Origin of the sequence: Microbispora bryophytorum (genome assembly GCF_006874465.1) — a bacterium.
GTDB lineage: Bacteria > Actinomycetota > Actinomycetes > Streptosporangiales > Streptosporangiaceae > Microbispora > Microbispora bryophytorum.
The window spans coordinates 42,205-68,318 of the sequence record NZ_VIRL01000015.1 but is presented as its reverse complement, the minus strand read 5'-3'; the positions used below and the strand labels follow the sequence as shown (position 1 = coordinate 68,318).

The 26,114-nt window shown below is 75.3% G+C and carries 11 protein-coding genes; 3 read left to right on the top strand and 8 right to left on the bottom strand.

Features of this window, described 5'->3' with window-relative positions; translation table 11 throughout:
- Nucleotides 1-89: 89 nt before the first annotated feature.
- Together FLX07_RS24555 and FLX07_RS24550 are read right to left on the bottom strand one after the other, a co-directional pair.
- Entirely contained in the window at nt 90-2,492 is a 2,403-nt protein-coding gene (locus FLX07_RS24555) for an ABC transporter permease (protein WP_142573809.1), read from the bottom strand.
- The gene (locus tag FLX07_RS24550) at nt 2,486-3,289 is read right to left on the bottom strand and encodes an ABC transporter ATP-binding protein (RefSeq protein ID WP_229689719.1); all 804 of its coding nucleotides are present in this window, start codon (nt 3,287-3,289) and stop codon (nt 2,486-2,488) included. The genes FLX07_RS24555 and FLX07_RS24550 overlap by 7 nt, the downstream gene beginning before the upstream one ends.
- 110 nt (nt 3,290-3,399) lie before the next feature.
- Between FLX07_RS24550 and FLX07_RS37935 the strand changes: the two genes are divergently transcribed.
- Together FLX07_RS37935 and FLX07_RS37930 are read left to right on the top strand one after the other, a co-directional pair.
- On the top strand, nt 3,400-4,620 hold the full coding sequence (locus FLX07_RS37935) for a sensor histidine kinase (RefSeq protein ID WP_229689720.1): 1,221 nt from the start codon (nt 3,400-3,402) through the stop codon (nt 4,618-4,620).
- Nucleotides 4,608-5,264 (top strand): response regulator, encoded by a 657-nt coding sequence (locus FLX07_RS37930; RefSeq protein ID WP_229689721.1) that lies wholly within the window; start codon nt 4,608-4,610, stop codon nt 5,262-5,264. The genes FLX07_RS37935 and FLX07_RS37930 overlap by 13 nt, the downstream gene beginning before the upstream one ends.
- Here FLX07_RS37930 and FLX07_RS24540 read toward each other — a convergent pair.
- The 4 genes from FLX07_RS24540 to FLX07_RS24525 all read right to left on the bottom strand — a co-directional run bounded on the left by FLX07_RS24540 (nt 5,243) and on the right by FLX07_RS24525 (nt 10,367).
- Nucleotides 5,243-5,866: a DedA family protein gene (locus tag FLX07_RS24540; RefSeq protein WP_142573807.1), complete on the bottom strand. Its 624-nt coding sequence runs from the start codon at nt 5,864-5,866 to the stop codon at nt 5,243-5,245. The genes FLX07_RS37930 and FLX07_RS24540 overlap by 22 nt on opposite strands.
- 211 nt (nt 5,867-6,077) lie before the next feature.
- Nucleotides 6,078-6,728, bottom strand: a complete 651-nt coding sequence (locus FLX07_RS24535; RefSeq protein WP_142573805.1) for a response regulator — start codon at nt 6,726-6,728, stop codon at nt 6,078-6,080.
- Nucleotides 6,729-6,865: 137 nt separating this feature from the next.
- Nucleotides 6,866-7,390, bottom strand: a complete 525-nt coding sequence (locus FLX07_RS24530) for a DUF6789 family protein (RefSeq protein ID WP_189104974.1) — start codon at nt 7,388-7,390, stop codon at nt 6,866-6,868.
- Between the two features lie 109 nt (nt 7,391-7,499).
- Entirely contained in the window at nt 7,500-10,367 is a 2,868-nt protein-coding gene (locus FLX07_RS24525) for a helix-turn-helix transcriptional regulator (protein WP_142573803.1), read from the bottom strand.
- A gap of 481 nt (nt 10,368-10,848) precedes the next feature.
- Here FLX07_RS24525 and FLX07_RS24520 point away from each other — a divergent pair, with 481 nt between their 5' ends.
- A complete protein-coding gene (locus FLX07_RS24520) occupies nt 10,849-11,859 on the top strand; it encodes a LuxR C-terminal-related transcriptional regulator (protein ID WP_208762367.1) in 1,011 nt (336 codons plus the stop codon).
- A 2-nt stretch (nt 11,860-11,861) separates the two neighbouring features.
- Here the strand turns inward: FLX07_RS24520 and FLX07_RS38730 are convergent, their stop codons facing one another.
- Together FLX07_RS38730 and FLX07_RS24510 are read right to left on the bottom strand one after the other, a co-directional pair.
- Nucleotides 11,862-24,215, bottom strand: coding sequence for a type I polyketide synthase (locus tag FLX07_RS38730; protein ID WP_142573799.1), 12,354 nt, complete (start codon nt 24,213-24,215; stop codon nt 11,862-11,864).
- On the bottom strand, nt 24,212-26,005 hold the full coding sequence (locus FLX07_RS24510) for a condensation domain-containing protein (protein WP_167748378.1): 1,794 nt from the start codon (nt 26,003-26,005) through the stop codon (nt 24,212-24,214). The genes FLX07_RS38730 and FLX07_RS24510 overlap by 4 nt, the downstream gene beginning before the upstream one ends.
- Nucleotides 26,006-26,114: the final 109 nt, after the last annotated feature.

The following is a 26,114-nucleotide window of genomic DNA, read 5'->3' as shown; positions in this document are numbered from 1 at the left end:
AAGGCGTGTCCGGAAATCGGGCCATCTGAACGTGTGGGATCGCAATACTTGCGAGAACAAGGCGAAGGATCGACGTTCCTTTTGCCCGATCAAGCATCTGCGCAGGTAGACGGCCTGGATGGTGTCCTAACGGAAGTGAATGCTGTTTTTCCTGTGAAAATCGCGCTCGCTCCGGCCGCGAGGACGAGACAGGCGGCGACGACGGCCGCGACCGTGGGCCAGGGGACGACCAGCGGAACGTCCGCGCCGGACTTCTGCGCCAGCCCGGCGCGCATCGCGAGCAGCGCGGGAACGGCCACGGCGAGACCGAGCAGGCTGCCGATCCCGGTGACGAGCGCCGCCTCGGCCGCGGCCGCCGCGGTCGCCTGCCGCCGCGTGGCGCCGGACAGACGCAGGACCGCGAACTCGCGTGCCCGCGCCGACGCCGCCATGACCTGCGTGTTGACGATCGCCAGGCCCGAGTAACCGGCCGAGACCCCGACCAGCAGGAGCGTGAACAGCCAGACGAGCCGGTCCTCCTCCGCCTGGTCGCCGGCCGCGCGGTCGGCGACGCTCACCGTCCGCGCCCCCGGGAAGACCATCCCGGCCGGCCGGGACACGTACGCCTCGGGGGTCAGCGCCGACGGGTCGTGCGCCCGGACCGTGTCCCTGGCGACCAGCACCTCCGCCGGCGCGCCGGGCAGGACCGCCGCGATCCGCAGGCGCACGGCCCTGCCGTCCTCGAAGGTGAGCGGCACGACGTCTCCCTTCCGCCAGCCGTGGTCCCGGGCGACCCATTCGGCGACCGCCGCCTCGTCCCCGGCGAGGTCACCGTCGCCCAGCGCGGTGAGCGGCCGGTCGCCGTACACGGTGGTGGGCAGCGGAGCGGTGATCGCCGCGGGGGCCGACGCCGCCGCGAGCGCCGCGTCCGACAGGCCGGGGGCGCCGTCGGGCACGAGCACCGCCGCAGCGGAGACATCGGCCGCCCGCCCCGCCGTGTACGCCGCGGCGGTCGTGCGCACCATGCCGGTGACGAGGACGGCGAAGCCCACCGTCAGCAGCACCGGGGCCGCCGTCGCGGCCGTGCGCCGCACGGCCGTCATCGCGCTCCGCGCGGCCAGCATGCCCACGGCCGGCCGGGAGATCGGCCACGACAGGACGCGGACGAGCGCCGGGAGGACGACCGGCGCGAGCAGGGTGAGCCCGGCGATCAGCGCCATCGCGGCGAGCAGGACGTCGTTCACCAGGGCGTCCTCGGCGGCGGACCCGCTCGCCGCCGCCAGGGCCAGGCCGCCCGCGAGCGACACGACGCCCGCGACCCACCGCACGCGGGTCATCGGCGTGCCGCCCGCCGCGTGGTCGCGAAGGGCCTCCAGCGGGCGGACCCGGGCGGCCCTGCCCGAGGCGGACCACGCGCCGAGCAGGCCCGCCGCGATCCCGGCCGCGACCGCTCCGGCCACGGGCAGCGGGGCCGGCCGCACGCCGAACGACGCGGGCTCGAAGCCCGCCGCGACGAGCACCCCGCCCACGGCGGGCGCGACGACCGCACCCAGCAGCGCCCCGGCCGCCGCGGCGGCGGCTCCCACGGCGAGCGCCTCGCCGTACACGATCAGCCGCACCTGGCGCGGGGTCGCGCCGACCGCCCGCAGCAGACCGAACTCCCGGCGCCGCTGGGTGACCCGGAACGCGAACGTGGAGGCCACCACGAACACCGACACGAACCCGCCGAGCAGCGCCATCGCGGTCAGCACCTGCATGCCGATCCAGCGGGTCCGCGCGTCGGCCGCGGGCTCGGCCGCCGCCCGGTCCGGCCCGGCGAGCACCTGCCCGGAGCCGCCGGCGACGCGGCGTGCGGCGTCCCCCACGGCGGCCCGTACAGCGGCCCCTACAGCGGCACGATCGAACCCCGGCCGGGTGAGCAGTCCGATGACGCGCACTCCGCCCCCGAGACGCGCGGCCTCGCCGTCCGAGACGTACGGCCCGGGGCCGTCGGCGAGCCCGCTGACCGTGTACGGCGCGGGTCCCCCGGCGGTCAGCAGCGTGACGGGCGAGCCCGGCGCGAGGCCGAGCGCGCGGTCGAGCACCACCTCTCCGGCGCGGACCGGCGGCCTGCCCGCCACCAGCCGGTGCGGCGCCAGCGCCGCGGTGCTCCAGCCACGCGCCTCGTGCGCGCCGGCCGGTCCGCCCCGGACGACGGCCTGCGCGTAGAAGGCGCGGTCGGGGACGGCGGCCGCGACGCCGGGCACCGACGTCAGCGCGCGGACCAGCGCCTCCACCGTCTCCGGGGACCAGGGCCGGTTCTCGGCGAAGGCGTTGCCGTCCCCGGGCGTGCCGGGGGTGCGTACGAGCAGGGGCGCGGCGGCGTACCGCGCGGGCACCCGCGGGCCCGCGGAGGTCAGCAGCAGCGCGCTCGCGGTGAGGACCGCGGCGCCGAGGCAGAGCGCGACGAAGGTGCCCGCGAGCCCGGTCCACCGGCCATGGAGGAGAGAGCGGAGCAGGGACGGGCTCAGCATCCTTCCTCCAGGAGAGCCATGCGGGCGGCGATCTCGGCGGCGCTCGACCGGCCCAGCTCCCCGGCGAGCCGGCCGTCGGCCAGCAGCACGACCCGGTCCGCGTACGCCGCCGCGGCGGGGTCGTGCGTGACCATGACGACGGTCTGCCCGCGGGCGTCGACCAGCGTGCGCAGGAGTTCCATGACCACGCGGGACGCCGCGCTGTCGAGCGCGCCGGTGGGCTCGTCGGCGAAGAGCACGGCGGGCCCGGTTCCCCCTGATCGCGCGATGAGTGACCGCGCGATGAGCATGCGGGCGATCGCCACCCGCTGCCGCTCGCCGCCGGACAGCTCGGCCGGCCGGTGCCCGGCGCGCCGCTCCAGGCCGACCTCGGCGAGCGCGTCGCGCACCTCCGCCCGGCCGGGGCGGCGCCCGGCCAGGCGGAGGGGGAGCGCCACGTTCTCCTCGGCGGTGAGCGCGTCGACCAGGTTGTAGTCCTGGAAGACGAAACCGACCCGTTCCCGGCGCAGCAGGGTCAGCGCCCTCTCCTCCAGCGGGCCGAGGTCGGTGCCGCCGATCAGCACGGTCCCGGACGTCGGCCGGTCGAGCCCGGCGGCGCAGTGCAGCAGCGTGGACTTGCCGGAGCCCGAGGGCCCCATCACGGCGGTGAAGGTCCCCTGGCCGAAGCCGAGGGTCACGCCGTCGAGAGCGGTCACCGCGCCGGGCCCGGAGCCGTACACCACGCGGACCGCGTCGAGCAGGACCGCCTGCCCGGTTGTCTGTGTCGTGCCGGTCTGTGTCATGCCGGTCTGTGTCATGTCGCTCAGCCAACCGGCGGCGGGCCCGCGAGGCACTGGCACTGGGGCGAGAACCAGAGGTATCCCCAGCACTACCGACACCGGCGCGCCCAGCGGTTACCGTCGGTGCCGTGGCCACCCCGCTTCTCGCCCCCGCCCCCGTGACCCTTGTGCCCCGGACCGCACTCGACGCGCTCAGCGGACCACCCCAGCGCTTCCTCGCCTCGGCCTGGCCGTGGAGGTCTCTGGCGTACCTGCTGGCCGGGGTCGTCCCCAGCCTCGCGTTCGCCGCCGTCCTGGCGCCCGTCCGTGTGGTGGGCGGTCTGGCGGCCGCGCCGCTGTCCCTCGTGGTGGCCGCCGTGCTGCTGACGCCCATGGCCAGGTTCGAGCGATGGCGGCTGCGCCTCGCGGACCGGCAGCCGGTGCGCGGACTGCCGGACGGCTGGTGGCCGGGGTGGCGGGAGGCGGGGCACGCTCTCGTGGCGCTGGTCGCGCTCTGGTGGGCCGACCTGCTGGTGGTGGCGGCCGCGATCGCCGGGCCGGCGGTGCTGATCCTCTCCCCGGTCGTGCAGCCGACCGCTCCCGAAGGCGAGGCCACGCTGGGGCAGACCTTCGTCGCCTCGGCCGTCGGGCTGCTGCTGGTGCCCGTCGCGGCGTACACGCTCGCCGCCTGGGCGGGCGCCAGGGCGGCGATGGCGCGGGCGATGATCGTCCCGCAGGAGGCCGAGATGCGGGAGATCGCGCGGTCGCGGGCTCGGCTGGTGGACGCCTTCGAGGCCGAGCGCCGCCGCATCGAGCGCGACCTGCACGACGGCGCGCAGCAGCGGCTCGTCGCGCTGTCCATGAAGCTCGGCCTGGCCGGGCTCGACCTTCCGCCGGCCTCGCCCGCGGCCGTGCGGCTCGACGAGGCGCGCGAGCTGGCCGGGCAGGCGCTCGCGGAGCTGCGCGAGCTGATCCGCGGCGTCCATCCACAGGTGCTCGCCGACCGCGGGCTGCCCGCCGCCGTACGCGACGTGGCCGGCAGGTCGCCGGTGCCCGCGCAGGTGCACGTCGAGCTGGACCGGCGGCTGCCCGAGCGGGTGGAGGCCGCCGCCTACTACGTCGCCTGCGAGGCGCTGGCGAACGTGGCCAAGCACAGCGGGGCCGGCTCCTGCGCGGTGCGCGGCCGGCTGCGCCGGGGGAGGCTCCTGCTGGAGATCGCCGACGACGGGATCGGGGGAGCGGACCCGGCGGGCGGCACCGGCCTGACCGGGCTCGCCGACCGGGTGGCGGCCGTCGGCGGCACACTGACCGTCGAGAGCCCGTGCGGCGGCCCGACCACGGTGAGGGCGCAGATCCCGTGCGAGTGGTGATCGCCGAGGACTCGGTGCTGCTCCGGGAGGGCCTCGCCGGCCTGCTGGAGCGGTTCGGGCACAGCGTCGTCGCGGCCGTCGGCGACGCCCCCGCGCTGATTGCGGCGGTCGCCGAGCAGGACCCGGACGTGGTGGTCGCCGACGTGCGCATGCCGCCCGGCTACAGCGACGAGGGACTGCGGGCCGTGCTGGAGCTGCGGGCGGCGCGGCCGTCCCTCGCGGTGCTGGTGCTCAGCCAGTACGTCGAGCAGACCTACGCCGCCGAACTGCTCGACCAGGCCCGCCCCTCGGGCGGGGGCGGCGTCGGCTACCTGCTGAAGGACCGGATCGGCGAGGTCACGCAGTTCGCCGACGCGGTGACGACGGTCGCGGGCGGCGGCACGGTGATCGACGCCGAGGTCGTCCGGCAGCTGCTGCGCGGGCGCCGCGACCCGCTGGCCCGGCTCACGCCGCGCGAGCGCGAGGTGCTCGCCCTCGTCGCGGAGGGGCGGTCGAACGCCGCGATCGCCCGCGCGCTGTTCGTCTCCGAGGCGGCCGTCGCCAAGCACATCGCGAGCATCCTGGCCAAGCTGGACCTGCCTCCGGACGCCGACGACCACCGCCGGGTGCTCGCCGTGCTCGCCTACCTGCGCGCCGCCGCGTGAGCGGGAAGACGCTCCAGGCAGAGCCGGGCGGCGCGTCGTTTCCTGAGCCATCTCACCAGCTCGACGAGCGCGGCGATCGACAGCGCGATGGCGAGGCCGAGGAGCAGGCCCTTGATCGGGTCGCTCTCGAACGCCGTCCCGCCGAAGAAGCCGATCAGCCCGGAGTACACCGCCCACGAGCCCGCCGCGATCACGTCGAAGAACGTGAACGAGCGCAGCGGATGCCGTACGGCGCCCATGGTGAGCGTCGTCGCGGTGCGTCCACCGGGGATGTATCTGGCCATGACCAGGACGAGACCACCCCGCTCGGCCAGCGCGCTCCGCGCCCAGACGAACGGCTTCTTCTCCCGCAGCCTGCCCGCCGACCTGCTGCCGATCAGGTAGGAGACGTGGTCACCCGCGCATGCGCCGAGAGCCGCGACCACGATGACCAGGGCCAGGTTGGTCTCGCCCGACGCGGCGAACACCGCGGCGGTGATCACCGAGGTCTCGGCCGGCACGATCGGGAAGAACCCGTCGAGCAGCGCCAGGGCGAACAGCGCCACATACAACCAGGGCGATGACATCACCTGCTGGACCAGGTCGAGGATCGCGTGCGACATCAGCGTGACTCCGTTCGTCCGTCAGGGCTTGGGTACACCGTGTCGGCCGGGGAGCATCGGGGACATCCGGGAGGTCCCGGATCGGACGCTGGCGCATCCCCGGCACGGGGGTCAGGGCCGACACGGCATGAAACTAGACACTCGGCAGGTCACGGCACATCGGACGATCGGCGGGCGTCAGTCCCTACTTTCGTATGGGGAAACGCCGGCCTCAGGAGAGGTCGGCGTCGTGGACGAGGATCGCGGCCTGCACTCGGTTGGCCAGGCCCAGCTTCGCGAGCAGCCGGCTCACGTGCGCCTTCACCGTCGGCTCCGACAGCATCAGCTCCCGTCCGACCTCGGCGTTCGACAGGCCGCGTGCCAGCGCTCTGATCACGTCGTCCTCCCGGGCCGTGAGGGCGGCGAGCCGCTCGCGCGCGGCCTCGGCACGCGAGGGCGCCTTGTGGACGAACGAGCCGATGAGCCGCTTCAGAACGGCCGGGGAGAGCATCGCGTTCCCCGCGGCGACGGTGCGGACCGCGGCGATCAGCTCGCGCGGCGGGGTGTCCTTGAGGAGGAACCCCACGGCGCCGAGACGCAGCGCCTCGTGGACGTACTCGTCCAGATCGAAGGTGGTCAGCATCACCACCTTCGGGGCGCCGGCGGCGGCGCGCAGGAGCCGCCCCGCGGTGGTCAGGCCGTCCATGCCGGGCATCCGGACGTCCATGAGCACGACCTCGGGCCGGAGCCGGGCGGCCGCGCCGATCGCCTCCTCGCCGTCGCGCGCCTCGCCCACGATCACCATGTCGCCCGCCGCCTCCAGGATCATCCGCAGCCCCGACCTGACCAGCGCCTCGTCGTCGACGATCAGTACGCGGATCATGCGGCGGGAATCAGCGTTCCCTCCGGATCACCCGGGACTACGTCACCGCCTTCCTCGACACCCACCTGAAGGGCAGGCGCCGGCCCCTGCTGGACGGGCCGTCGGCGAAATATCCGGAAGTCAGGTTCTGGTGAACGTCACCGAGCCGGGACGGGCTCGGGGGTGGGCATGATGCGCCGGACCTGCTCGCGCGCTCGGGGCGCGAGCCCGGCGGTCATCGGCGCCTTCTCGGTACGCAGCCGGTTGAGCGCGAGGGCGAGCGCGGTGCCCCACAGCAGGTGTCCCGCCAGCAGCGCGGCCTGGCGTCCCGCGCGATCCTTCGGCAAGGGCGGGTAGGCGCCGATGCTCGGCGCGAGGCCCTGGTAGCCGAAATACCACACCAGCAACCCGTACGCCGTGCCGATCGGAACGGGCACCCGCTGTCCGGCCGAGAGCAGGCCGAGCATCGAGCCGCAGGAGGAGCCGAACGCGAAGTGCGCGATCGTGCCCAGCACGTTCTCCCCCCTCCGGGGCTTGTCCCGCCCGGAGAGGGTCAGCCGCGCGAACCGCCTCGGCGGCGGCTCCTCCAGCAGGCCGGCCCTGTCCGCCGCCATCAGCATCGCGCTGTACACGGCCGTCGCGAGCGCGCCGCCGACGGCGCCGTTCACCAGGTTGCGCATCATGAGGAGCCTTTTCCCACCCGGATCGGATCACCTGCCCTCGCGGTGCTCCGTCTTCGGTAAACAATCAAGGTCCGCCCGGCCGCCGGACGCCGGTGTCGCGGCGGCGCGGTCACCCCGGCTTCACGGACGTCGCGTAGAGCGCGCGGGCGACGCCGACCCGGTTGGACACGCCGAGCTTGGCGAAGATGCGCGACAGGTGCATCTCCACGGTCTTCTGGGTCACGTAGAGCCGGTCGGCGATCTCCCGGTTCTTCAGCCCTTCACTGACCAGCCCGGCGATCTGCCGTTCGCGTTCGGTGAGGGGGGCGGCGCCCGGCCGGTCGCCGGGCGGGCCGCAGCGCCGCAGCGCCTCCCCGACGCTTCTGGCCCGCGCCGCGTCCCACGTCAGCCCGGCGGCGTCCAGCGCGGCGGCGGCGTCGGACGCGGCCTTCGCCCCGGCCGTCGCGTCGGCGGCGGCAAGGACCTGTGCTCGGGTGAGCAGCGCGACGGCCGCCGGCGCGGGGGCTTCGAACCGGGCGGCGAGCGCCTCGGCCGCGGCGGCCCATCGGCCGGCCACGTCGGGCCGCCCGGCGTCGAGCGCCGCGCGGGCGAGCAGCCCGCATCGCCGGACCCCGGCCGCCGGACCCGCCGCGCGTTCTTCACCGGCGATCTCGAGAAGGCTCCGGCAGCCGTCGGGATCGCCCGCGGCCAGCCTCGCCTCCGCGACCATCTCGGCGGCCAGCGCCCCGGGCCAGCCACGCACCACCGGCGGGCCGGAGGCCGCCAGGCGGCGTCGCAGGGTGTCGAGGTCGCCCATGCGGGCCGCGACCAGGCAGCGCGCCGCCTGCGCGTAGGAGCGGAGCGTGGCGCTCCCCGACCGCCAGGCCGCCTGCGCGGCCTCGTCGGCGCTCTCCTGGGCCGCCGTGAGCCGGTCGCCGGCGCACAGCGCCATGACCCGCGCCACCAGCGCGTGGCATTCGACGGCCCACCGGCCCGCCGACCGGCTGACGGTCACGGCGCGATCGAGATGCTGTATCGCGTCGTGCGGGCGTTCGAGGAGAAGCACGGCCCAGCCGATCCACAGCGGCGCGTCGGGGCGCATGGCCAGTTCGTCGTCGGTGAGGGCGCCGAGGACCGCGGCGGCTCGGGGGAGCTCGTCGAGTCTTCCCGCCGACGGCGTCCCCGAGAGCACCGCCGCGACGGCGAGAGTCCCTCGCGCCGCGCAGTCCAGCAGGCGCAGATCGAGCCGATCGGCCATGCGGCCGGCCCGCGCGGCGTCGTCGCACGCCGTGGCGGGGTCACCGCTCACCGTTTCGAGCCACGCCTGCTCGTACGACAGGGCCGCGCGATCGGCCTCATGCCGGGTGTGCGCCAGTTCGGCGCCCACCAGGACGCGGGCCTCGCCGGATCGGCCCAGGTCGTGCAGAAGGTGGGCGCGCTCCGCGACCACCGCGGCGCGCAGGCCGTGGACGCCGGGGGGGAGCAGCCGCAGGGCCTCGGCCAAGGCGTCGGACGCCTGCTCCGGCTGCCCCGCCGACGCGCAGGCTCTGCCGAGCGCGAGCAGCAGACCGACGCGGCCGCCGGCACGCTCGTCGTCATCGCCGAGAAGATCGCCGGGCAGATCGCCGGGCAGATCACTGGCTAGGTCGCCGGGAAGCATGTCGAGGGCCGCCCGCCGCCATTGGGCCGCCCGCCGCGGACACGCCGTCTCGATGTCGTCGGCGGCCGCGGCGAGCAGCGCGACCGCGCCGAGGTCGCGCGAGGTGGCGATCCGCGTGACGTGCGGCGCCCTCTCGACGGCCCCCTCGACCGCACTCCCGGCGACGCCGGACGTACGGCCGGTCAGCAGCCGAGCCACCCGCGCGTGGGCGCCGAGCCGCCAGCCGGGGCTCACGTCGTGATAGACGGCGCGACGCACCAGCGAGTGCCGGAACTCGAACCGCCCGGTGCCCGCCACGAGACGGATGAGGTCGTGGGAGGCGATCTCGTCGATGGCCGGATAGGCGTCCTGCTCGTCGAGCTCGGCGACCGCGGCCACCAACGGCACGGTGAGAGGGTCGCCGAGCACGGAACACGCGGCGACGACCAGTCTCCCCGTGGCCGACAGGCGGGCGACCTCGGTGGTCACGAGCGAGGCGAACCACGGCGGCACCGGGGCGATGTCGGCCTCGTCGATGCCGGGCGGGCCGCCGTGCAGCAGATCGGTCAGGGCTCCGAGATAACCCGGATTGCCCTCGCTCGCGCGATACAGATCCCTGCGCCATTCCGCGGGCAGGTCCTCGTCGACCAGAGTGAGGGCGTCGCTTTCGGCCAGCGGTTGCAGGCGCAGACGGGTGACCTCCCGCGCCGTGTCCGCGGCGGCGCGCAGTCGCGGGGACGCCTGCCGGGGGCGGTGCGCGAAGGCGAGGAGCACGGGGGCGCGCGGCGGCGTGGCCATCAGCCGGGACACCACGTCGACGGTGCCCGCGTCGGCGTGATGCAGATCGTCGAGGACGAGGGCGATCGGCCGGGACGAGGCGAGCACCTCCAGGAGCACGCGAACGGCGTGACCGGTGCGGTGGGGCGCCGTGGCCTCCGGAGGCGCGCCGGCGCCCGCGGCCAGGGAGGGGAAGACGGCCGCCAGCACGTCCAGATGGACCGCCGTCAGCCCTTCGAGCCGTCCGCTCCGCGTGGCGGAGAGCGGACCGTCCAGAGCGTCGACGATCGCTCCGAACGCCAGATCGCCGTCGGCCGGGTGCGGCCGGCCGGTGAACGCGGCGATTCCCGCCACCCGTGCGACGCGTGTCACCTCGGCGAGTAACGCGGTCTTGCCCATTGCGGGATCCCCGCTGATTTCGATGAGCGCGGGGCGGCCCTTCGACAAGCGGGAAACGGCGGCTTCGATCTCCCGGTGTTGTGCCTCCCGTCCGATGAGCGGACCCGTCGGCCGACATCGATCCGGCGCCGCGGCGGCAGCCGTGTTTCCGGGCGCCGGATACCACCGCGGCAGCGCACTCATATCTGTCACTCAACTGCCTCGCACTCTTGTCCGGTGCTTGCTGGCCGGCTTTCGGGCGCAGCTGTGAAACGATCGGCGGATTGCAATGGGAGCGCTCCCACAATGTTTACAGAATTGTCGCCGGAATGTCAGCGGCCGCCGACTGGCAAGAGGTGTCCTGGCAGGATGTTGTCAGCCGCCGCCCGCTCGTGAAATGGCGTCGCCACCCGCGCGTCCACGCTCCGTGAGCGTTTGACGACTTCCCGTCGGACCGGTCCACACGATCCGCCGACCTGCCCGGTTGCCAAAGCAGATGGCAACCGGCGCCGCGGAGACGAGTTGGCGGGGCAGCCTTAATATGACGGTGCCTGGCAGGCTGCCGCGATGCTCAGCGCCGGATAACTGCCATGTGACGCGATACAGCGAACTGCCGGCGGTGTGCGAGGGAAATGGCATGTTGATTCGCAGGCATTGCCGTAACAGCGTGCTCCAGGGTTTCGGTTTGGACGCTATCAGCGAATCGGTTTACCTTACCGTCCTGGCGGAGCCGGACAGCACGGTCGCCGATTTGGGGCTGCGGCTGGACCTGAACGAGGACGACGTCCGGGCCGCACTGGACTGCCTGCAAGGGCTCTCGCTGTTGCGGCCGTCGCGGGAGAGCCCGGGTGCGCTGTGCCCGGTGAGCCCGGAGATCGCGCTGGAAGCCCTCGTCAAACACCAAGAGGCCGAGCTGGTCCGGCAGCAGAACCAGATCGCGGAGAGCCGGGCGGTGATCGCCGTGCTGGCGGCCGAGTACGCGATCACCCGTCACGCGTCCGGCGATGTCCTCGAACGCCTCGCGGACATCGACGCGGTCCGAGAGCGGTCGGTGCAGCTGGCGCGTGACGCGCGCCATGAGTTCCTGTCCCTGATGCCGATCGGCGCGCAGTCCGCCGAGAGCATGACGGCGAGCCGGTCGGCGGACAGGCAGATGCTGGAACGCGGGGTGGATGTGCGCGCCCTCTGCCTCGACACGATCGATCGGGATCCGGCCACGTCGGGTTATGCCCGCCGGCTCACCCGGCTCGGCGCCCGGGTGCGCACCGTTCCCGTGCTGCCCATCCGGATGATCATCGTGGACCGGGAGGTCGCGATGGTCCCGGTCGACTCCGAGCACACCGCGCTGGGCGCGGTGCTGGTCCGCGGCGCGGGCATGGTCGTGGCGATGCGCACGCTGTTCGACCTGCTGTGGGAACGCGGCCGGGACTTCGGCGCGCCCCGGGCACGCGACCGCCACGGCCTCACCGGCCAGGAGCGCGAACTGCTGAGGTTCCTGTACGAGGGGCACACCGACGAGGTGGTCGCGCGCAAACTCGGGATCTCCACCAGGACGTGCCGCAGGATCACGGCCGACCTGATGAACCGGCTGGGCGCCCGCAGCCGGTTCCAGGCCGGGGCACAGGCGGCGGAACGCGGCTGGTTCCACTACCCCGTGCCCGAAACCGACGTGTGCGTGGACGCGCCGTCCTCGTGACGTCACGCGTCCACCGGCCGGCGCTCCCCGAGCAGCCGGTCGCGCAGGTGATCGACCAGGGCCGCGGGCGTCGGATGGTCGAACGCGACGTTCGCGGGCAGCGCCAGCCCGCTGGCGGAGGCCAGGCGGTTGCGCAATTCCACGATCATGAGCGAGTCCAGGCCGAGTTCGAACAAGGTGGCGTCCGGCTCGATCGCGTCGTCGGAATGGCCGCTGACCTCGGCGACGTGCCCCACGACCAGGTCGAGCAGGAACGCGTCGCGTTCGTCCGGCGACAGGCCGGACGGCATCGGCGTGGCCGCGGGGTCCCGCGAGGTCGCCCCTTCGGTACGTGTCGCCGCGAGGTCCAGATCGGCCGGCATGAGCAGCGGTTCGGCCACCGTGAGGGCGTCGTCGAACAGCCCCAGTCCGTCCTCCGCCGAGAGCGGCCTGATCCCGGCGCGCCGCATCCGTTCGAGGTCGGCCTGCCCGAGGCCGCCGCCCATGCCGTCGGCGTCCCACAGCCCCCAGGCGAGTGACGTCGCGGGCAACCCGAGGGAGTGGCGGTGGTGGGAGAGGGCGTCGAGAAAACCGTTGGCCGCCGCGTAGTTCGCCTGGCCCGCGGTGCCGAGCACGCTCGCCACGGAGGAGAACAGCACGAAGGCGTCCAGGTCGAACCCGCGGGTGAGCTCATGCAGATGCCACGCGCCGTCCGCCTTGGGCCGCATGACGACGTCGACCTGCTCCGGGGAGAGCGCGGTGACCACGGCGTCGTCGAGCACGCCGGCGGCGTGGACGACCGCGGTGAGCGGGTGGTCCGCCGCGACCGCGGCGAGCAGGGCCTGCACGGCGGCGCGGTCGGCGACGTCGCAGGCGACGACCCTGACCTCGGCGCCGTGGCCGGCCAGTTCGGCGACGAGCGCGCCGGCGCCCTTCGCGGCGTCGCCCCGGCGGCTCGCCAGGATCAGGTGGCGCACGCCGTGCTCGGTGACGAGGTGCCGGGCGAACAGCGCGCCGAGGCCGCCGGTTCCCCCGGTGACGAGCACGGTGCCGCCCGGGTCGAGGGGCCGGCCGGTCCGGCCGGTGATGAGCGGGACCGGGGTGGTCTCCGGCCGGTGCGGGATTCCGTTGCGTATGGCGACCTGCGGCGCACCGGTCGCCACCGCCGCCGCGATCGCGTCCTCGGACTCGGGCGTCCGGTCGAGGTCGACGAGCGTGAACCGGCCCGGATTCTCGGCCTGGGCCGAGCGGATCAGGCCCCATGACGCCGCGTTGGCGAGGTCCTCGACCGGGTCGGTGGGGAGGGCGGCGACCGCGTGCCGCGTGAGGAAGACCAGCCGGACGCCGGCGAGGGTGTCGTCGGAGAGCCACCGCTGGGCGATCTCCAGCGTGCGGCGGGTCGCGCGGCGGGCGGCGGCGGGCGTCATGTCGTCCGGCGGCAGCGGGACGACCACCGCGGCCGGCGGCTCCGCCTCCGCCGCGATCGCCGCCCGCGCGGCGGACGGTTCGCCACCGGGCACCGTGACGACGGGGCGCGGCTTTTCGCGCGGCGGCTCGGCGACCTGCCAGGCGACGCGGTGCAACGCCCCCCGGCGGCCGGACGAACTTCCGAGCTGCTTCGGCGAGACGGGCAGCATGACCAGCGACTCGACGACGACCGCCGGCCGGCCGGCCTCGTCCCACGCGGTGATCGACACCGCGCCGGGGCCGGCGGGTGAGATCCGCACCAGCAGCTCGCGCGCGCCGTGCCCGGATACGGCGACCCCGTTCCAGATGAACGGGATGCGCGGCCGTAGGGTCCCGTCTCCGCCGTCGCTGATCAGGTCGATGAGCGACTCCGGCGCGCCGTCGAGGCCGAGCCCGTGCATCACCGCGTCCAGCAGGGCCGGATGCAGGTCGAACGGGCCGGAGCGAAGGCGCGGGTCCTCCGGCAGCCGGAGCTCGGCGTAGAGATGGTCGCCGTGCCGGAAGGCGGCGCGCAGGCTCTGGAACACCGGACCCCAGCCGTAGTGGCCGTGGGCGTTGAACCGCTGGTAGAAGTCGCCGATCTCGATCGGGACCGCGCCGTCGGGGACGACGGCGTGCGGTGACGGCACGCCGGAGGTCCCGGCCGGTCCGAGGACGCCGGTGGCCAGTTGCGACCAGGGACGCCCGCGTGCCGCGGTCTCGCTCCTGCACCGCAGTGAGAACTCCCGCCGCCCGGCAGGGTCGGCGGGCCCGGTCCGCAGTTGGAGCTCGACCCTGCCGTCCTGCGGCACGATCAGCGGAGCCTTGTGGGTCAGCTCGACGACCCCGGCGCAGCCGCTCTGCCGGGCCGCCCACGCGGCGAGTTCCAGGAACGTCACACCCGGCACGACGACATGACCGTGCACCTCGTGGTCCGCGAGCCACGGCTGCGTGCGCGCCGAGAAGCCACCGGTGAACAGCATGCCGCCGTCGTCGAGCTCGATGGCCTGGCCGGCCAGGGGATGGCGCTCGGCCGCCGGCGGTCCGTCGGCGGCCCGGCCGCGGCCGGAGACCGGCAGCCAGAACCGCCGGTCGTCGAAGGCGTACGTGGGCAGGTCGACGGGCGCGCCCGTCTCGGTGGGGAGGAGGTCGCGCCACATGACGGCCTGGCCCTGGCAGTACGCGTCGGCCAGCGCGGCGGTCAGGCCCCGCACCGCGCCGTGCCCCGGCCGTACGACCGGGATCGCCGTGCCCGGCTGGTCGGCGAACGCGGCGGGACCGAGCACCATGACGCGGCCGGCCCCGCTCTCGGCGAGCAGCCGGACGCCGTCGGAAGGCGCGGTCGGCTCCCGGCCGGTCCAGTGCTCGGGGACGGCCAGATCCGCGGCGGTGACGAGCCGGCCGGTCGAGGGAGAGACCATCGACATGGCGGGCTCGCCGAACCGGATGCGTTCGACGGTCGCGCGGAACTCGCCGAGCGCCGCCTCCTCGCCGGGCCGCCGGCTGAGCCGGCCGAGGGCGGTGGCCAGAGCCGCGGCGTCGGTGAGGGACAGGGCGCCGGCGACGTACGCGGCGGCCGGCGCGCCGCTTCCGACGCCGAGGACGTGCTCGGGCACCGGTCCGAGGTGTTCGAGCAGCCGGGTGAGCGCGACGTCGAGCGCGAACCGCGCGGCGTACGCGTGGGCGGAGCGGCCGTCCCTGAGCGTGTCCGGGGCGTCGCGGAGCACGTCGTGCAGGGGCGCGTCCAGATGGACGTCCAGCGCGGCGCAGACGGCGTCGAACTCCGCGGCGAACACGGGGAACGCGTCGTACAGGTCGAGCGCGGCACCGGTTTGCCCGGCGCTTTCCCCGGCGCTCCCCCCGGCGCTCTCGCCGGAGTAGAGGAAGGCCGTCGGCGCGGTCTTCGCGACCCCGCGCACGATGCCGGGATGCTCCTCGCCGGCGGCGAGACGGTCCAGCGCCTCGACGCGCTCCGCGTGGGTCCGGCCGGTCACGGCGGCGCGGTGCTCGAACGCGTGCCGGGTGGTGACGAGCGCGTGGGCGATGTCACCGGGGGAGAGCTCCGGGTGACGCCGGGCGAATTCCCGCAGCCGGCCGGCCTGCGCCCGCAACGCCGTCTCGGACCGCGCCGAGACGAGCCACGGCACCGGGACCGGTTCCTCCGGACGTGTCCCGGACACGCGCTCGGGCGCCTCCTCCGGCGGAGACTGCTCGATGACGACGTGGGCGTTGGTGCCGCTGATGCCGAACGACGAGACCGCGCCGCGGCGCGGCCGGCCGGTGCCGGGCCAGGCGGTCGGCTCGGTCACCAGGCGGACCGCCCCCGAGGACCAGTCGACGTGCGGGGTGGGCCGGTCGACGTGCAGGGTCTTCGGCAGCACGCCGTGTCGCATCGCCATGACCAGCTTGATGACGCCGGCCATTCCGGCCGCCGCCTGCGTGTGCCCGATGTTGGACTTGACCGATCCCAGCAGCAGCGGCAGCCGCGCGTCCCGGTCCCGGCCGTAGGCGGCGAGCAGCGCCCCGGCCTCGATGGGGTCGCCGAGCGTGGTGCCGGTGCCGTGCGCCTCCACGACGTCCACCTCGGCCGGTTCGAGCCCGGCGGCGGCGAGGGCCTGCCCGATGACCTGTTCCTGCGCCGGCCCGTTGGGCGCGGTCAGCCCGTTGCTCGCGCCGTCCTGGTTGACGGCGCTGCCGCGGATGAGTCCGAGGACCCGGTGACCGTTGCGGGTGGCGTCCGACAGCCGTTCGAGCAGGAGCATCGCGGCCCCCTCACCCCACGCCGTCCCGTCGGCGGCCGCGGCGAACGGCTTGCACCGGCCGTCGGCGGCCAGCCCGCGCTGCCTGCTGAACTCGGTGAAGACCATGGGAGTGGCCATCACCGCGGCCGCGCCGGCCAGTGCCATGCCGCACTCCCCGGAACGGAGCGCCCGGACGGCGAGGTGCACGGCGACCAGGGACGACGAGCACGCGGTGTCCACCGTCAGGGCCGGTCCCCGCAGGCCGAGGCTGTAGGCGACGCGGCCGGAGTTCACGCTCGCCGCCGTGCCGGTCAGCAGGTGACCGGCGACGTCCTCGGGTACGTGCGCGCCGCCGCCGCCGTACTGGTGCGACGAGGCTCCGACGAAGACGCCGGTGTCGCTGTCGCGCAGGGTGGCGGGGTCGATTCCGGCGCGCTCCAGGGCCTCCCACGTGAGCGTGAGCAGCAGCCGCTGCTGCGGGTCCATCGCGAGGGCCTCGCGCGGGCTGATGTCGAAGAACGCGGGATCGAACTCCCCCGCGTCGTGGAGGAAGCCGCCGAGGTTCGTGTACGACGTGCCGGGGCGCGCGCTCTCCGGGTCGTACAGGCCGTCGAGGTCCCATCCACGGTCGGCGGGGAACTCCGACACCGCGTCGGTGCCGGCGGCGAGCAGGTCCCACAGATCCTCGGGGGAGCGCACGCCGCCCGGATACCGGCAGGACATGGCGACGATCGCGATGGGGTCCTCGGACGCGGCGGTGGCGCCGGCCGGGCCCGCGACGGGGGAGCGCTCGCCGGTGAGCTCGGCGTACAGGTGATCGGCGACCGCGGCCGGCGTCGGGTGGTCGTAGGCGAGCGTGGCGGGAAGCGCCAGGCCCGTGGCGGCGGTGAGCCGTTCCGGCAGCTCGACGGTCATCAGCGAGTCGAACCCGAGGTCGCGGAACGGCCGGCTCGGGTCGGTCGCCCCGGCGGAGTCGCCGGAGATCGCCGCCGTGTGGCCCAGCACCACCTGCAGGATCCGCGGGCGCCGCCGGACGGCGGGCAGGGCCGCGAGCTCCTGCCGCAGCCCCGGACCGGACGCCTGGTCCGGGGCGTCCGCCGGAGGGCTCAGCGCCTCCCGCGCCGCCGCGAGGTCGTCGAGCAGCGGACGGGTGCGCCCCGCGGTGAACGGCGGCACGAACCGCTCCCAGGCGATGTCGGCGACGGTCAGGCAGGTGGCGTCGTCGTCCAGGGCGGCCTGGAGGGCGGCGATCGCCCGCTCGGGCGGCATCGCCTCGACGCCGTGCCGGGCGAGGTGGCGGGCGAACGCGGGGTCCGCGCCCATGCCCGGCCCGGCCCACAGTCCCCAGGCGAGCGAGGTCGCGGTGCGGCCCAGCGCGCGGCGCCGCTCGGCCAGGGCGTCGAGGAAGGCGTTGGCCGCCGCGTAGGCGGCCTGGCCGGTGGTGGCCCACACGCCGGCGCCGGCGATCGAGGAGAACAGCACGAACGCGTCCAGCGCGCTCTCGCCGAGCAGGTCGTCCAGGTTGGCGGCGCCGGCCGCCTTGGAGCAGGCCGCCGCGAGCTCATCCGCCGTGAGCTCCGCGATCGGTACGCGCCGTCCGACGCCCGCCGTGTGGAAAACCGACCTGATGGGGCCGTGCCCGGCGGTCACGGTGGCGATCAGGCCGGCCAGCGCGGCGCGGTCGGCCACGTCGCAGGCGGCGATGGTGACGGCGGCGCCGGCCGCGGTGAGCTCCGTTTCGAGGGCCTCGGCGCCGGGCGCGGCCCTGCCCCGGCGGCTGACCAGCACCAGATGGCCGGCGCCCGCGGCGGCCAGCCAGCGGGCGACGTGCGCGCCCAGACCGCCGGTGCCGCCGGTGACCAGGACGGTCCCGCGGGGACGCCAGGGCTCGGCGGCCGGCTCCGGCCGCGGGGCGGTCACCAGGCGGCGTCCGAACAGCCCGGCGGGGCGTATCGCGATCTCCTCTTCGTGACCCGGTGCGGTCAGGGCCGTACGCACCAGATGCGCGGACCGGATGTCGGCGGGAAGGTCGACCAGGCCGCCCCACATCCGCGGATGTTCCAGGGCGAAGGATCGGCCGAGTGCCCATATCTGGGCCTGGGCGGGGTTTTCCACCGGATCCGTGGGACCGGTGCCGACCGCCCCCCGCGTGAGCAGCCACAGCGGGGCGCCGAGCGCGGCGCCGGCCAGGGACCGCACCAGCGTCAGCGACGCGGACAGGCCGCGCGAGATCTCCGGATGACGCGGGTCCTGGCGGTCGTCGAGCGCCAGCAGCGACAGCACCCCGCCCGGCGCCGCGGCGCCGTCACCGAGCGCGGCGCGCAGCCGCGACGCGAGCGCCTCCGGGCCGGTCTCGCCGCCGTCGCCGCCGTCGTCGGCGATCACGCGGACGTCCGCGCCTCCGTCGCCGAGGGCGCTCGCACACGCGGTCACCCACTCGTGGCCGGCGTACCCGGCCGGAACCACCACGAGCCAGGTGCCGCGTGGAGCGGGAGCCGCCGTCATGGGGATCGGCCGCCAGGCGACGCGGTACCGCGCCCCGTCGGCGGCCGCCTGCCCGCGCTGCCGCCGATGCCAGTCCGACAGGATCGGCACGACGGCGCGCAGCGACGACCGCTCGTCCGCGCCGGCGATCCCGAGCGCGTCCGCGACGGCGCCGAGGTCGCCGTCGCGGACGGCGGCCCAGAAGCGCGCTTCGGCGGGGACGGCCGGGGACGGCCGTGATCCGGACGTGCCGGTCAGCCAGTACCTCCGGCGCTGGAAGGGGTAGGTCGGCAGGTCGGTGCAGGCGTCCGGCCGCCCTGCGCGGCCCGGGGGCCGCGTGACGCCGGCGGTGCGCGCGCGTGCCCAGCCGACGGCCCGGTCGGCGGTCTCGGCCTCGGGGCGCCCGCGCTGCAGGACGGCCATGACCGCCGGCGCCGCGCCTGGTTCGGGTGCCGCGCCGTCGGGGATCGGGGCCGTGAGCGCGGTCCGTGCGAGCGGGGCGAGCACGGCGTCGGGGCTCAGCTCCAGGTAGGACGTGACGCCCTGCTCGGCGAGCCGGCGGACGCCGTCGAGGAAACGCACCGCCTCGCGCGCGTGCCGCGCCCAGTACGCGGGCGAGCACAGCTCCTCCGGAGTGGCGATCCGGCCGGTGAGGTTGGAGACGACGGGGATCGCGGGCGGCCGGAAGGTCAGACCGGCCGCGACGTCGACGAGGCCGTCGAGCATGCCGTCCATGTGCGGTGAGTGGAAGGCGTGGCTGACGTCCAGCCGCCGGGTCGCCCAGCCCAGCTCCGCGCAGCGCTCGGCGACCGCGAGCACGGCGTCGGTGTCGCCGGAGACGACGACCGAGGCCGGGCCGTTGACGGCCGCCAGGCCGACGTTGTCCTCCTGCCCGGCGAGCAGACCGAGCACGGCGTCCTCGGAGGCCCGGATGGACACCATCGCGCCGCCCTGCGGCAACTCCTGCATCAGCCGCCCGCGGGTCGCCACCAGCGTGGCGGCGTCGGCCAGGGAGAGCACGCCCGCGACGTGCGCGGCGGCGAGCTCGCCGATCGAGTGGCCGATGAGATAGTCCGGGGTGATGCCACGCTCCCGGGCCATCGCGTACAGCGCGGTCTCCAGGGCGAACAGCGCCGGTTGGGTGTAGCGGGTCTGGCCGAGCAGCTCCGCGCGGGCCGATCCGGCGGGCGCCCACATGACGTCGCGCAGCGGCAGGTCCAGGTGTGCGTCGAGGTGCGCGCAGGCCTCGTCGAGCGCGGCCGCGAAGACCGCGGACGCCTCGTAGAGCTCACGGCCCATGCCGGGCCGCTGGCTGCCCTGCCCGGCGAACAGGAAGGCGGTCCCGCCGACCGGGCCGGCGGCGCGGAGCACGCCGGGAGCGGACTCACCGGCGGCGAGCGCGCCGAGGCCGGCCAGCAGGCCCGATCGGTCGGCCGCCGTGATCACGGCGCGGTGCTCGAAGACGGTGCGGCCCGACGCGAGGGCGTGCGCGACGGCGTCGGTGTCGAGCCCGGGTCGGGCGGCCACGTAGTCCCTGAGCTGCTGCGCCTGCGCCAGGAGGGCCGGCTCGGTCTTGGCCGAGATCAGCCAGGCCGCGGGCGGGTCGTCGTCGGCGTGCGCGGTCCGCGGCGGCGCGGCGGCCGGGGCCTGCTCGACGATGAGGTGCGCGTTGGTGCCGCTGATGCCGAAGGACGAGACCGCCGCGCGGCGGGGGCGGCCGGTGTCCGGCCAGGCGGCCGGCTCGGTCAGGAGCCGGACGGCGCCGGAGGACCAGTCCACACGGGGGGTGGGTTCGTCGACGTGCAGGGTCCTGGGCAGGAGTCCCGCGCGCATGGACATGACCATCTTGATGACTCCCGCGGCGCCGGCGGCGGCCTGGGAGTGCGCGATGTTGGACTTCACCGAGCCGAGCAGCAGCGGCCGGTCGGCCCGCCGGTCCCGGCCGTAGGTGGCCAGCAGGGCCTCGGCCTCGATCGGGTCGCCGAGCGAGGTGCCGGTGCCGTGCGCCTCGACGGCGTCCACGTCCGCGGGTCCGAGCCCGGCGGCGGCCAGGGCCGCGCGGATCACCCGCCGCTGGGCGGGGCCGCTGGGCGCGGTCAGCCCGTTGCTGGCGCCGTCCTGGTTGACGGCGCTGCCGCGGACCAGCGCCAGGATCGGATGGCCGTTGCGCCGCGCGTCGGACAGCCGTTCGAGCACCAGCAGCGCCGCGCCCTCACCCCAGCTCGTGCCGTCCGCCGCGGCGGCGAACGGCTTGCACCGGCCGTCGGCCGCGAGCCCGCGTTGCCGTCCGAACTCGGTGTACATCGTGGGAGAGGCCATGACGGTCACGCCGCCGGCCAGGGCCAGATCGCTTTCGCCCAGTCGCAGCGCCTGGCAGGCCATGTGCACCGCGACCAGCGACGACGAGCAGGCCGTGTCGACGGTCACCGCGGGGCCGCCGAGGCCGAGCGTGTAGGCGATGCGGCCGGAGATGACGCTGCCGGTGCCACCGGTCATGAGGTAGCCCTTGAGCTCGTCGGGCCCCTCGTGCGCGGGCGGGCCGTACTCCTGCGGTATGGCGCCCACGTAGACGCCGGTGTCGCTGCCCGCGAGCGTCTCGGCGGGGATCCCGGCCCGTTCCAGGGCCTCCCAGGTGACTTCGAGCATGAGCCGTTGCTGCGGGTCCATCGCCAGCGCCTCGCGCGGCGAGATACCGAAGAAGCCGGCGTCGAAGCCGGCCGCGTCCGCCAGGAAGCCGCCGACGGCTGGGATCTGCCAGTCACGGTCGGCGGGCACACCGGAGACGGCGCAGACGCCGGACTCCACCAGCCGCCACAGATCCTCCGGCGAGCGTACGCCGCCGGGGAACCGGCAGGCCATCGCCACTACGGCGATCGGCTCGCCGGCCTCGGCCGCGGCGTGCGGCGTCAGCCCGGCCGAAGGCCCGGTCAGATGCCCGGCCGAATGCTCGGCCAGGTGCTCGGCGAGCGCGATCGGCGTGGGATGGTCGAAGATCAGCGTCTCCGGCAGGCGCAGCCCGGTCGCGGCGCTCAGGCGGTGGCTCAGCTCGACGCCGGTGACGGAGTCGAGGCCGAGGTCGCCGAAGGTGTGCCGCACGGCGACGGCCTCCGGCGCCGAGTGGCCGAGAACGCCGGCGACCTGCGCGCGTACCAGCGCGATCGCCGTTTCGCGCCGTTCCGCCTCCGGCAGGCCGGACATCATGTGCCTCCACGCGCCGGCGTCGCCGGCCGGCGGCGTGGCCGCGGCCGGGGAGTGGCCGGGGCCGGTCGCCCCGGCGGCGGCCGGCGCGATCCAGTGCGACGTGCGCTGGAAGGCGTAGGTCGGCAGGTCGACCAGGGCCGCCTCGTCCGCGAAGACGGCGGACCAGTCGACGTCCGCCCCGTGGACGTGGGCCAGGGCCATCGAGCGCAGCACACCGGCGCGGTCGGGCCCGGCGGTGAGGACCGCGCTGCCGTCCGTGCTGCCGTCCGCCCCGCTCTCGCGGGACGCGTCGAGTGCGGCCTGTATCGCGCCGCTCAGCAGGGGTTCCGCCGCGACCTCGATGAAGACCCGGTGTCCCTCGCGGACCAGGGCGCCGACGAGTGGACCGAGCCGATCGGGGGCGTCCGCGGGTGCGGAGCCGACGGCGGCCCGGTCGAGCAGGCCGGCCGTACGCGTCGAGTGGCAGGGAATCGCGCCGTCGCCGGGCAGGGCCGGGGAGGGCGTGCCACGTCCGCGATCCGCGCCGCCGGCGATCAGCTCGGCGCCCTCGTCGAGGCTCAGCAGACCGGCCGCGCAGGCGGCCGCGATCTCTCCGTCGAGGTGGCCGACGACCGCGTCGGGCCGGACGCCGAACGACCGCAGCGTCGCGGCGAACGCCACCGCGACGGCCCACGACGCGGACCGGGCGGCCTCCGGCGTCTCGGAGCGGGGCGCTCCGGGCGCGCTCCGCGACACGTCGAGGGGCGAGCGGCCGGTGAGCCGCGCGAGCGCCTCGGCGCACTCGTCCAGGTGGCGGCGGAACATCCGCCCGAGGGGTGTGGCCGAGTCCATCGAACCGCCCGGCGCGGTGAGCCGGTCGAGGACGTCGCCGGGTGCCGTCCCAGGGAACACGAGGACCAGCCCGGCCTCCTCGCCGGCGTCCCCGCGGAGGAGATTCCCGGCCGGTGCGCCCTGCGCCGCCGCCGCGAGGCCGGTCAGGAACTCCGCGGGGTCGGCGCCCAGGATGACGGCGCGCTCCCGCAGGGGCGCCCGCGTCACGGCGAGCGAGCGCCCGACGTCCATCGGCAGGAGCCGCGGGTCGGCCTCGGCCAACTCCATGAGCCGTCCGGCCTGGGCGCGCAGGGCCTGCCCGGTCCTCGCCGACAGCACCCACGGCAGGAGCAGGCCGTCGGCGGCGGCGCGTGCCGCCGGACGCCGCGCCGGACGCCGCGCCGGACGCCGCGCCGCACGCCGCGCCGGACGCCGTGCCGGAGCCTCGCCCAGCACGACGTGGCAGTTGGTGCCGCCCATGCCGAACGCGGAGACGCCCGCCACCAGCGGCCGGTCGGGCTTCGGCCAGGGGGACAGCCCGGTCTGGACCCGCAGGCCCAGCCGCTCCAGCGGGATCGCGGGATTCGGCGTGACGAAGTTGAGGCTCGGCGGGAGCTCCCGGTGCGCGAGGCTGAGGGCCACCTTGAGCAACCCCACGATTCCGGCCGCGCCTTCCAGGTGCCCGACGTTGGTCTTGGCCGAGCCGACCGCCAGCCGGTCGCCGTCCGGCCGCCCCGTCCCCAGGGCCGCGCCGAGCGCGGCCGCCTCGATCGGATCGCCGACCCGGGTGCCGGTGCCGTGCAACTCGACGTACTGGACCTCGGTCCGGCCGACGCCCGCGCGGCGCGTCGCGAGCTCGATCACCCGCTCCTGCGCCTCGCGGTTCGGGACGGTGAGAGCGCCGGCGCTCCCGTCGTGGTTCACGGCGCTGCCGAGGATCACGCAGTGGACGCGGTCCCCGTCGGCCTCGGCGAGGCGCAGCGGCTTGAGGACTACGGCCGCGGCGCCTTCGCCGCGCACGTACCCGTTGGCACGGGAGTCGAAGGTGAAGCAGCGGCCGTCGGGCGACAGCGCGCCGAACCGCTCCGCGCCGACCGTGCTCTCGGGCACGATGGTCAGGTTGACCCCGCCCACGATCGCCAGCTCCGCCTCCCCGTCGCGCAGGCTCTCGCAGGCGAGGTGGACGGCCAGCAGCGACGAGCACTGGCCGCTGTCCACGGCGAAGCTCGGCCCGCGCAGGCCGAGGTGATGGGAGATCCGGTTGGCGATGACGCCGCGGTTGGAGCCGGTCAGGGTGTGGTGGGTGATCCCGGACGGCCCGTTGCGGTGAAGCACCGTGTCGTAGTCGCCGGACATCGTGCCGACGAACACGCCGACCGGGTGATCCTTGATCGAGGTCGGCGCGATCCGGGCGTTCTCCAGCGACTCCCAGGCGAGCTCCAGCATGAGCCGATGCTGCGGGTCCATGGCGGCGGCCTCGATCGGCGGGATCCCGAAGAACTCGGCGTCGAACTCGTCGATCCCTTCGAGGAACCCGCCTCGCCGGTGTCCCGGTGCGGCCTCCGGCCGGCCGGGAGGCGGATCGGTGATCGCGTCCGTGCCCGACCGCAGCAGCCGCCAGAATCCGTCCGGGTCGGGCGCCTGGGGAAGCCTGCAGGCCAGGCCGAGCACGGCGATCGGTTCGGCGTGGCTCACCGCTGCTCCTCCCGGCCGTCGCCTTCGGCGAGGACGGGTCTGCGGCGCCAGGCCGCCGGGTCGTCCGGATCGCCGGGCGGCCCGGCACAGATCACGTACCGGCCGGGAGCCATCGCGGTGTACCGGCCCGTCAGCAGGCTCATGCAGGCGTCATGGGCCTCCCGCGGCGTCCGGACGGGGCCGCCGGCGGTGATGTAGGCGGTCAGGACGGGGCGGCCGTCGTCGTCCGGGACGGCGATCACCCGGGCCGGGACCCGGACGGCGTCGTCGACCAGTCGCTGCACCTCCGGCAACTCGATCCAGCAGCCGTCCACCCGCTGCCACTCCGGGCCGCGGGTGACCGGTGTCAGCCCGGTGATCTCGGTCATCCGGCGCAGATCCACGTCCCCGGTGGCGGCCGCGGCCAGCAGCCGGTCGATCCCGAGCAGCAGCGACTCGATCTCGGCCGCGGGCACCAGATCGGCGTGGCCGGTGGTGAGGCCGAGCAGCGGCTCGCCGTCGGAGTCGATGACCCGCAGCAGGAGCAGCACCCGGAAGTACGGCGGCACGTGCCAGCGGAGGGCGGTCCGGGCGAGCGCGTCCCGCGCCGCCTCCGGCGGACCGGCCGGCCGGGTCTCGCCGTCGAAGTCGAAGAGATTGATGTTGCAGGCGCAGTCCCGCTGGAACAGCACGCCGCGGCGGTCGCCTATCTCGGACTGCAGGCTCTGGAGCAGCTTGACGTCGTACAGCCCGTGCATGGCCGCCCGGAGCGTCCCGCTGCCCGCCCGCCGGATCAGCTCGTCGAAGCTGGTCGTGCCGGCGTCGACCGCGAGCAGGGTGTCCTGCGCCAGGGTGCCGACGTAGTCGTGCAGGTTCCGGCCGATCCGGTTGTTCGCCAGCGAGGCGAAGACCAGGTCCGTGCTGCCGGTGCGCCAGGCGAGCACCGCGCAGAAGGCGGCCGACAGCACCATGGGCAGGGTGGTCTGGGTGCGCGCCGCGATGTGCGGCAGCGCGAGCCGCAGCGCGGGCGAGTCGAGCCAGCAGCCGAGCGGGTCACCCTCGCCGGAGGCGGCGCCCGGCACCGCGTAGTCGTGGCGCACCTCGCGTTCGCCGCCGCCGGTCGGCCGGGGCATCGCGTACACGCTCTGCGGCATCCGCGACATGTGCTGCCCCCAGTATCGGAGCGACGCCTCGGCGCGGCGCCGGCCGCGTGGGGAGTGCTCGGCGGCCGCCTGGTCGACGGGCTGGTGCGTGAGCGGCCCGGCGCGGCGCTCGGCGGGATGGCGGATCAACCAGTTGAACTGCCGGACGACTACGGCCAGGCTCTCGCAGTCGACCGCCAGGTGGCTGCACGCGATGAGGACCAGCCGGATGGCGCCGTCGCGCACGGCGACCGCCGCGCGGAGCATCGGATCCCCCACGTCGTCCACGGGCCTGGCCTGGAGCGCCGAGATGAGATCGGTGACCTCAACCGGGTCGATGGGCGAGCCGGCGCCGGCCGCGGTCTCGTACACGTCGACGGCCACCTGGCCCGAGCCCGACACGCGCTGGCGTGCCGAATCGCCGGTGACGCAGGACGTCCGCAGCGACTCGTGGCGCTCGACCAGGACGGCGAGCGTCTCGGCCACGTCGTCCAGCGTGGTTCCGTCCGGCACCGTGACGGCCCACTCCATCATCCGGTACAGCCCGGCCCGCGTGTCGTCGCCGAGCCATTCGAGGGTGTTGATCTGCCCGAGTGTCAACGGCGCCTCCACCGCGCGTTCTCCGGCGTATTTAACAAGCATGCGTTCGGTGAAAGTCAGGTCACCCATGCCGCCTCCTGAGCACTCAGCACCCGGGCGTTCGACGAATTTCATGCGGAGAGTATTTATCCGGCGGATCGGAGGCCTATTGGGGAAACCCCTACATCTCCCGTCCCGC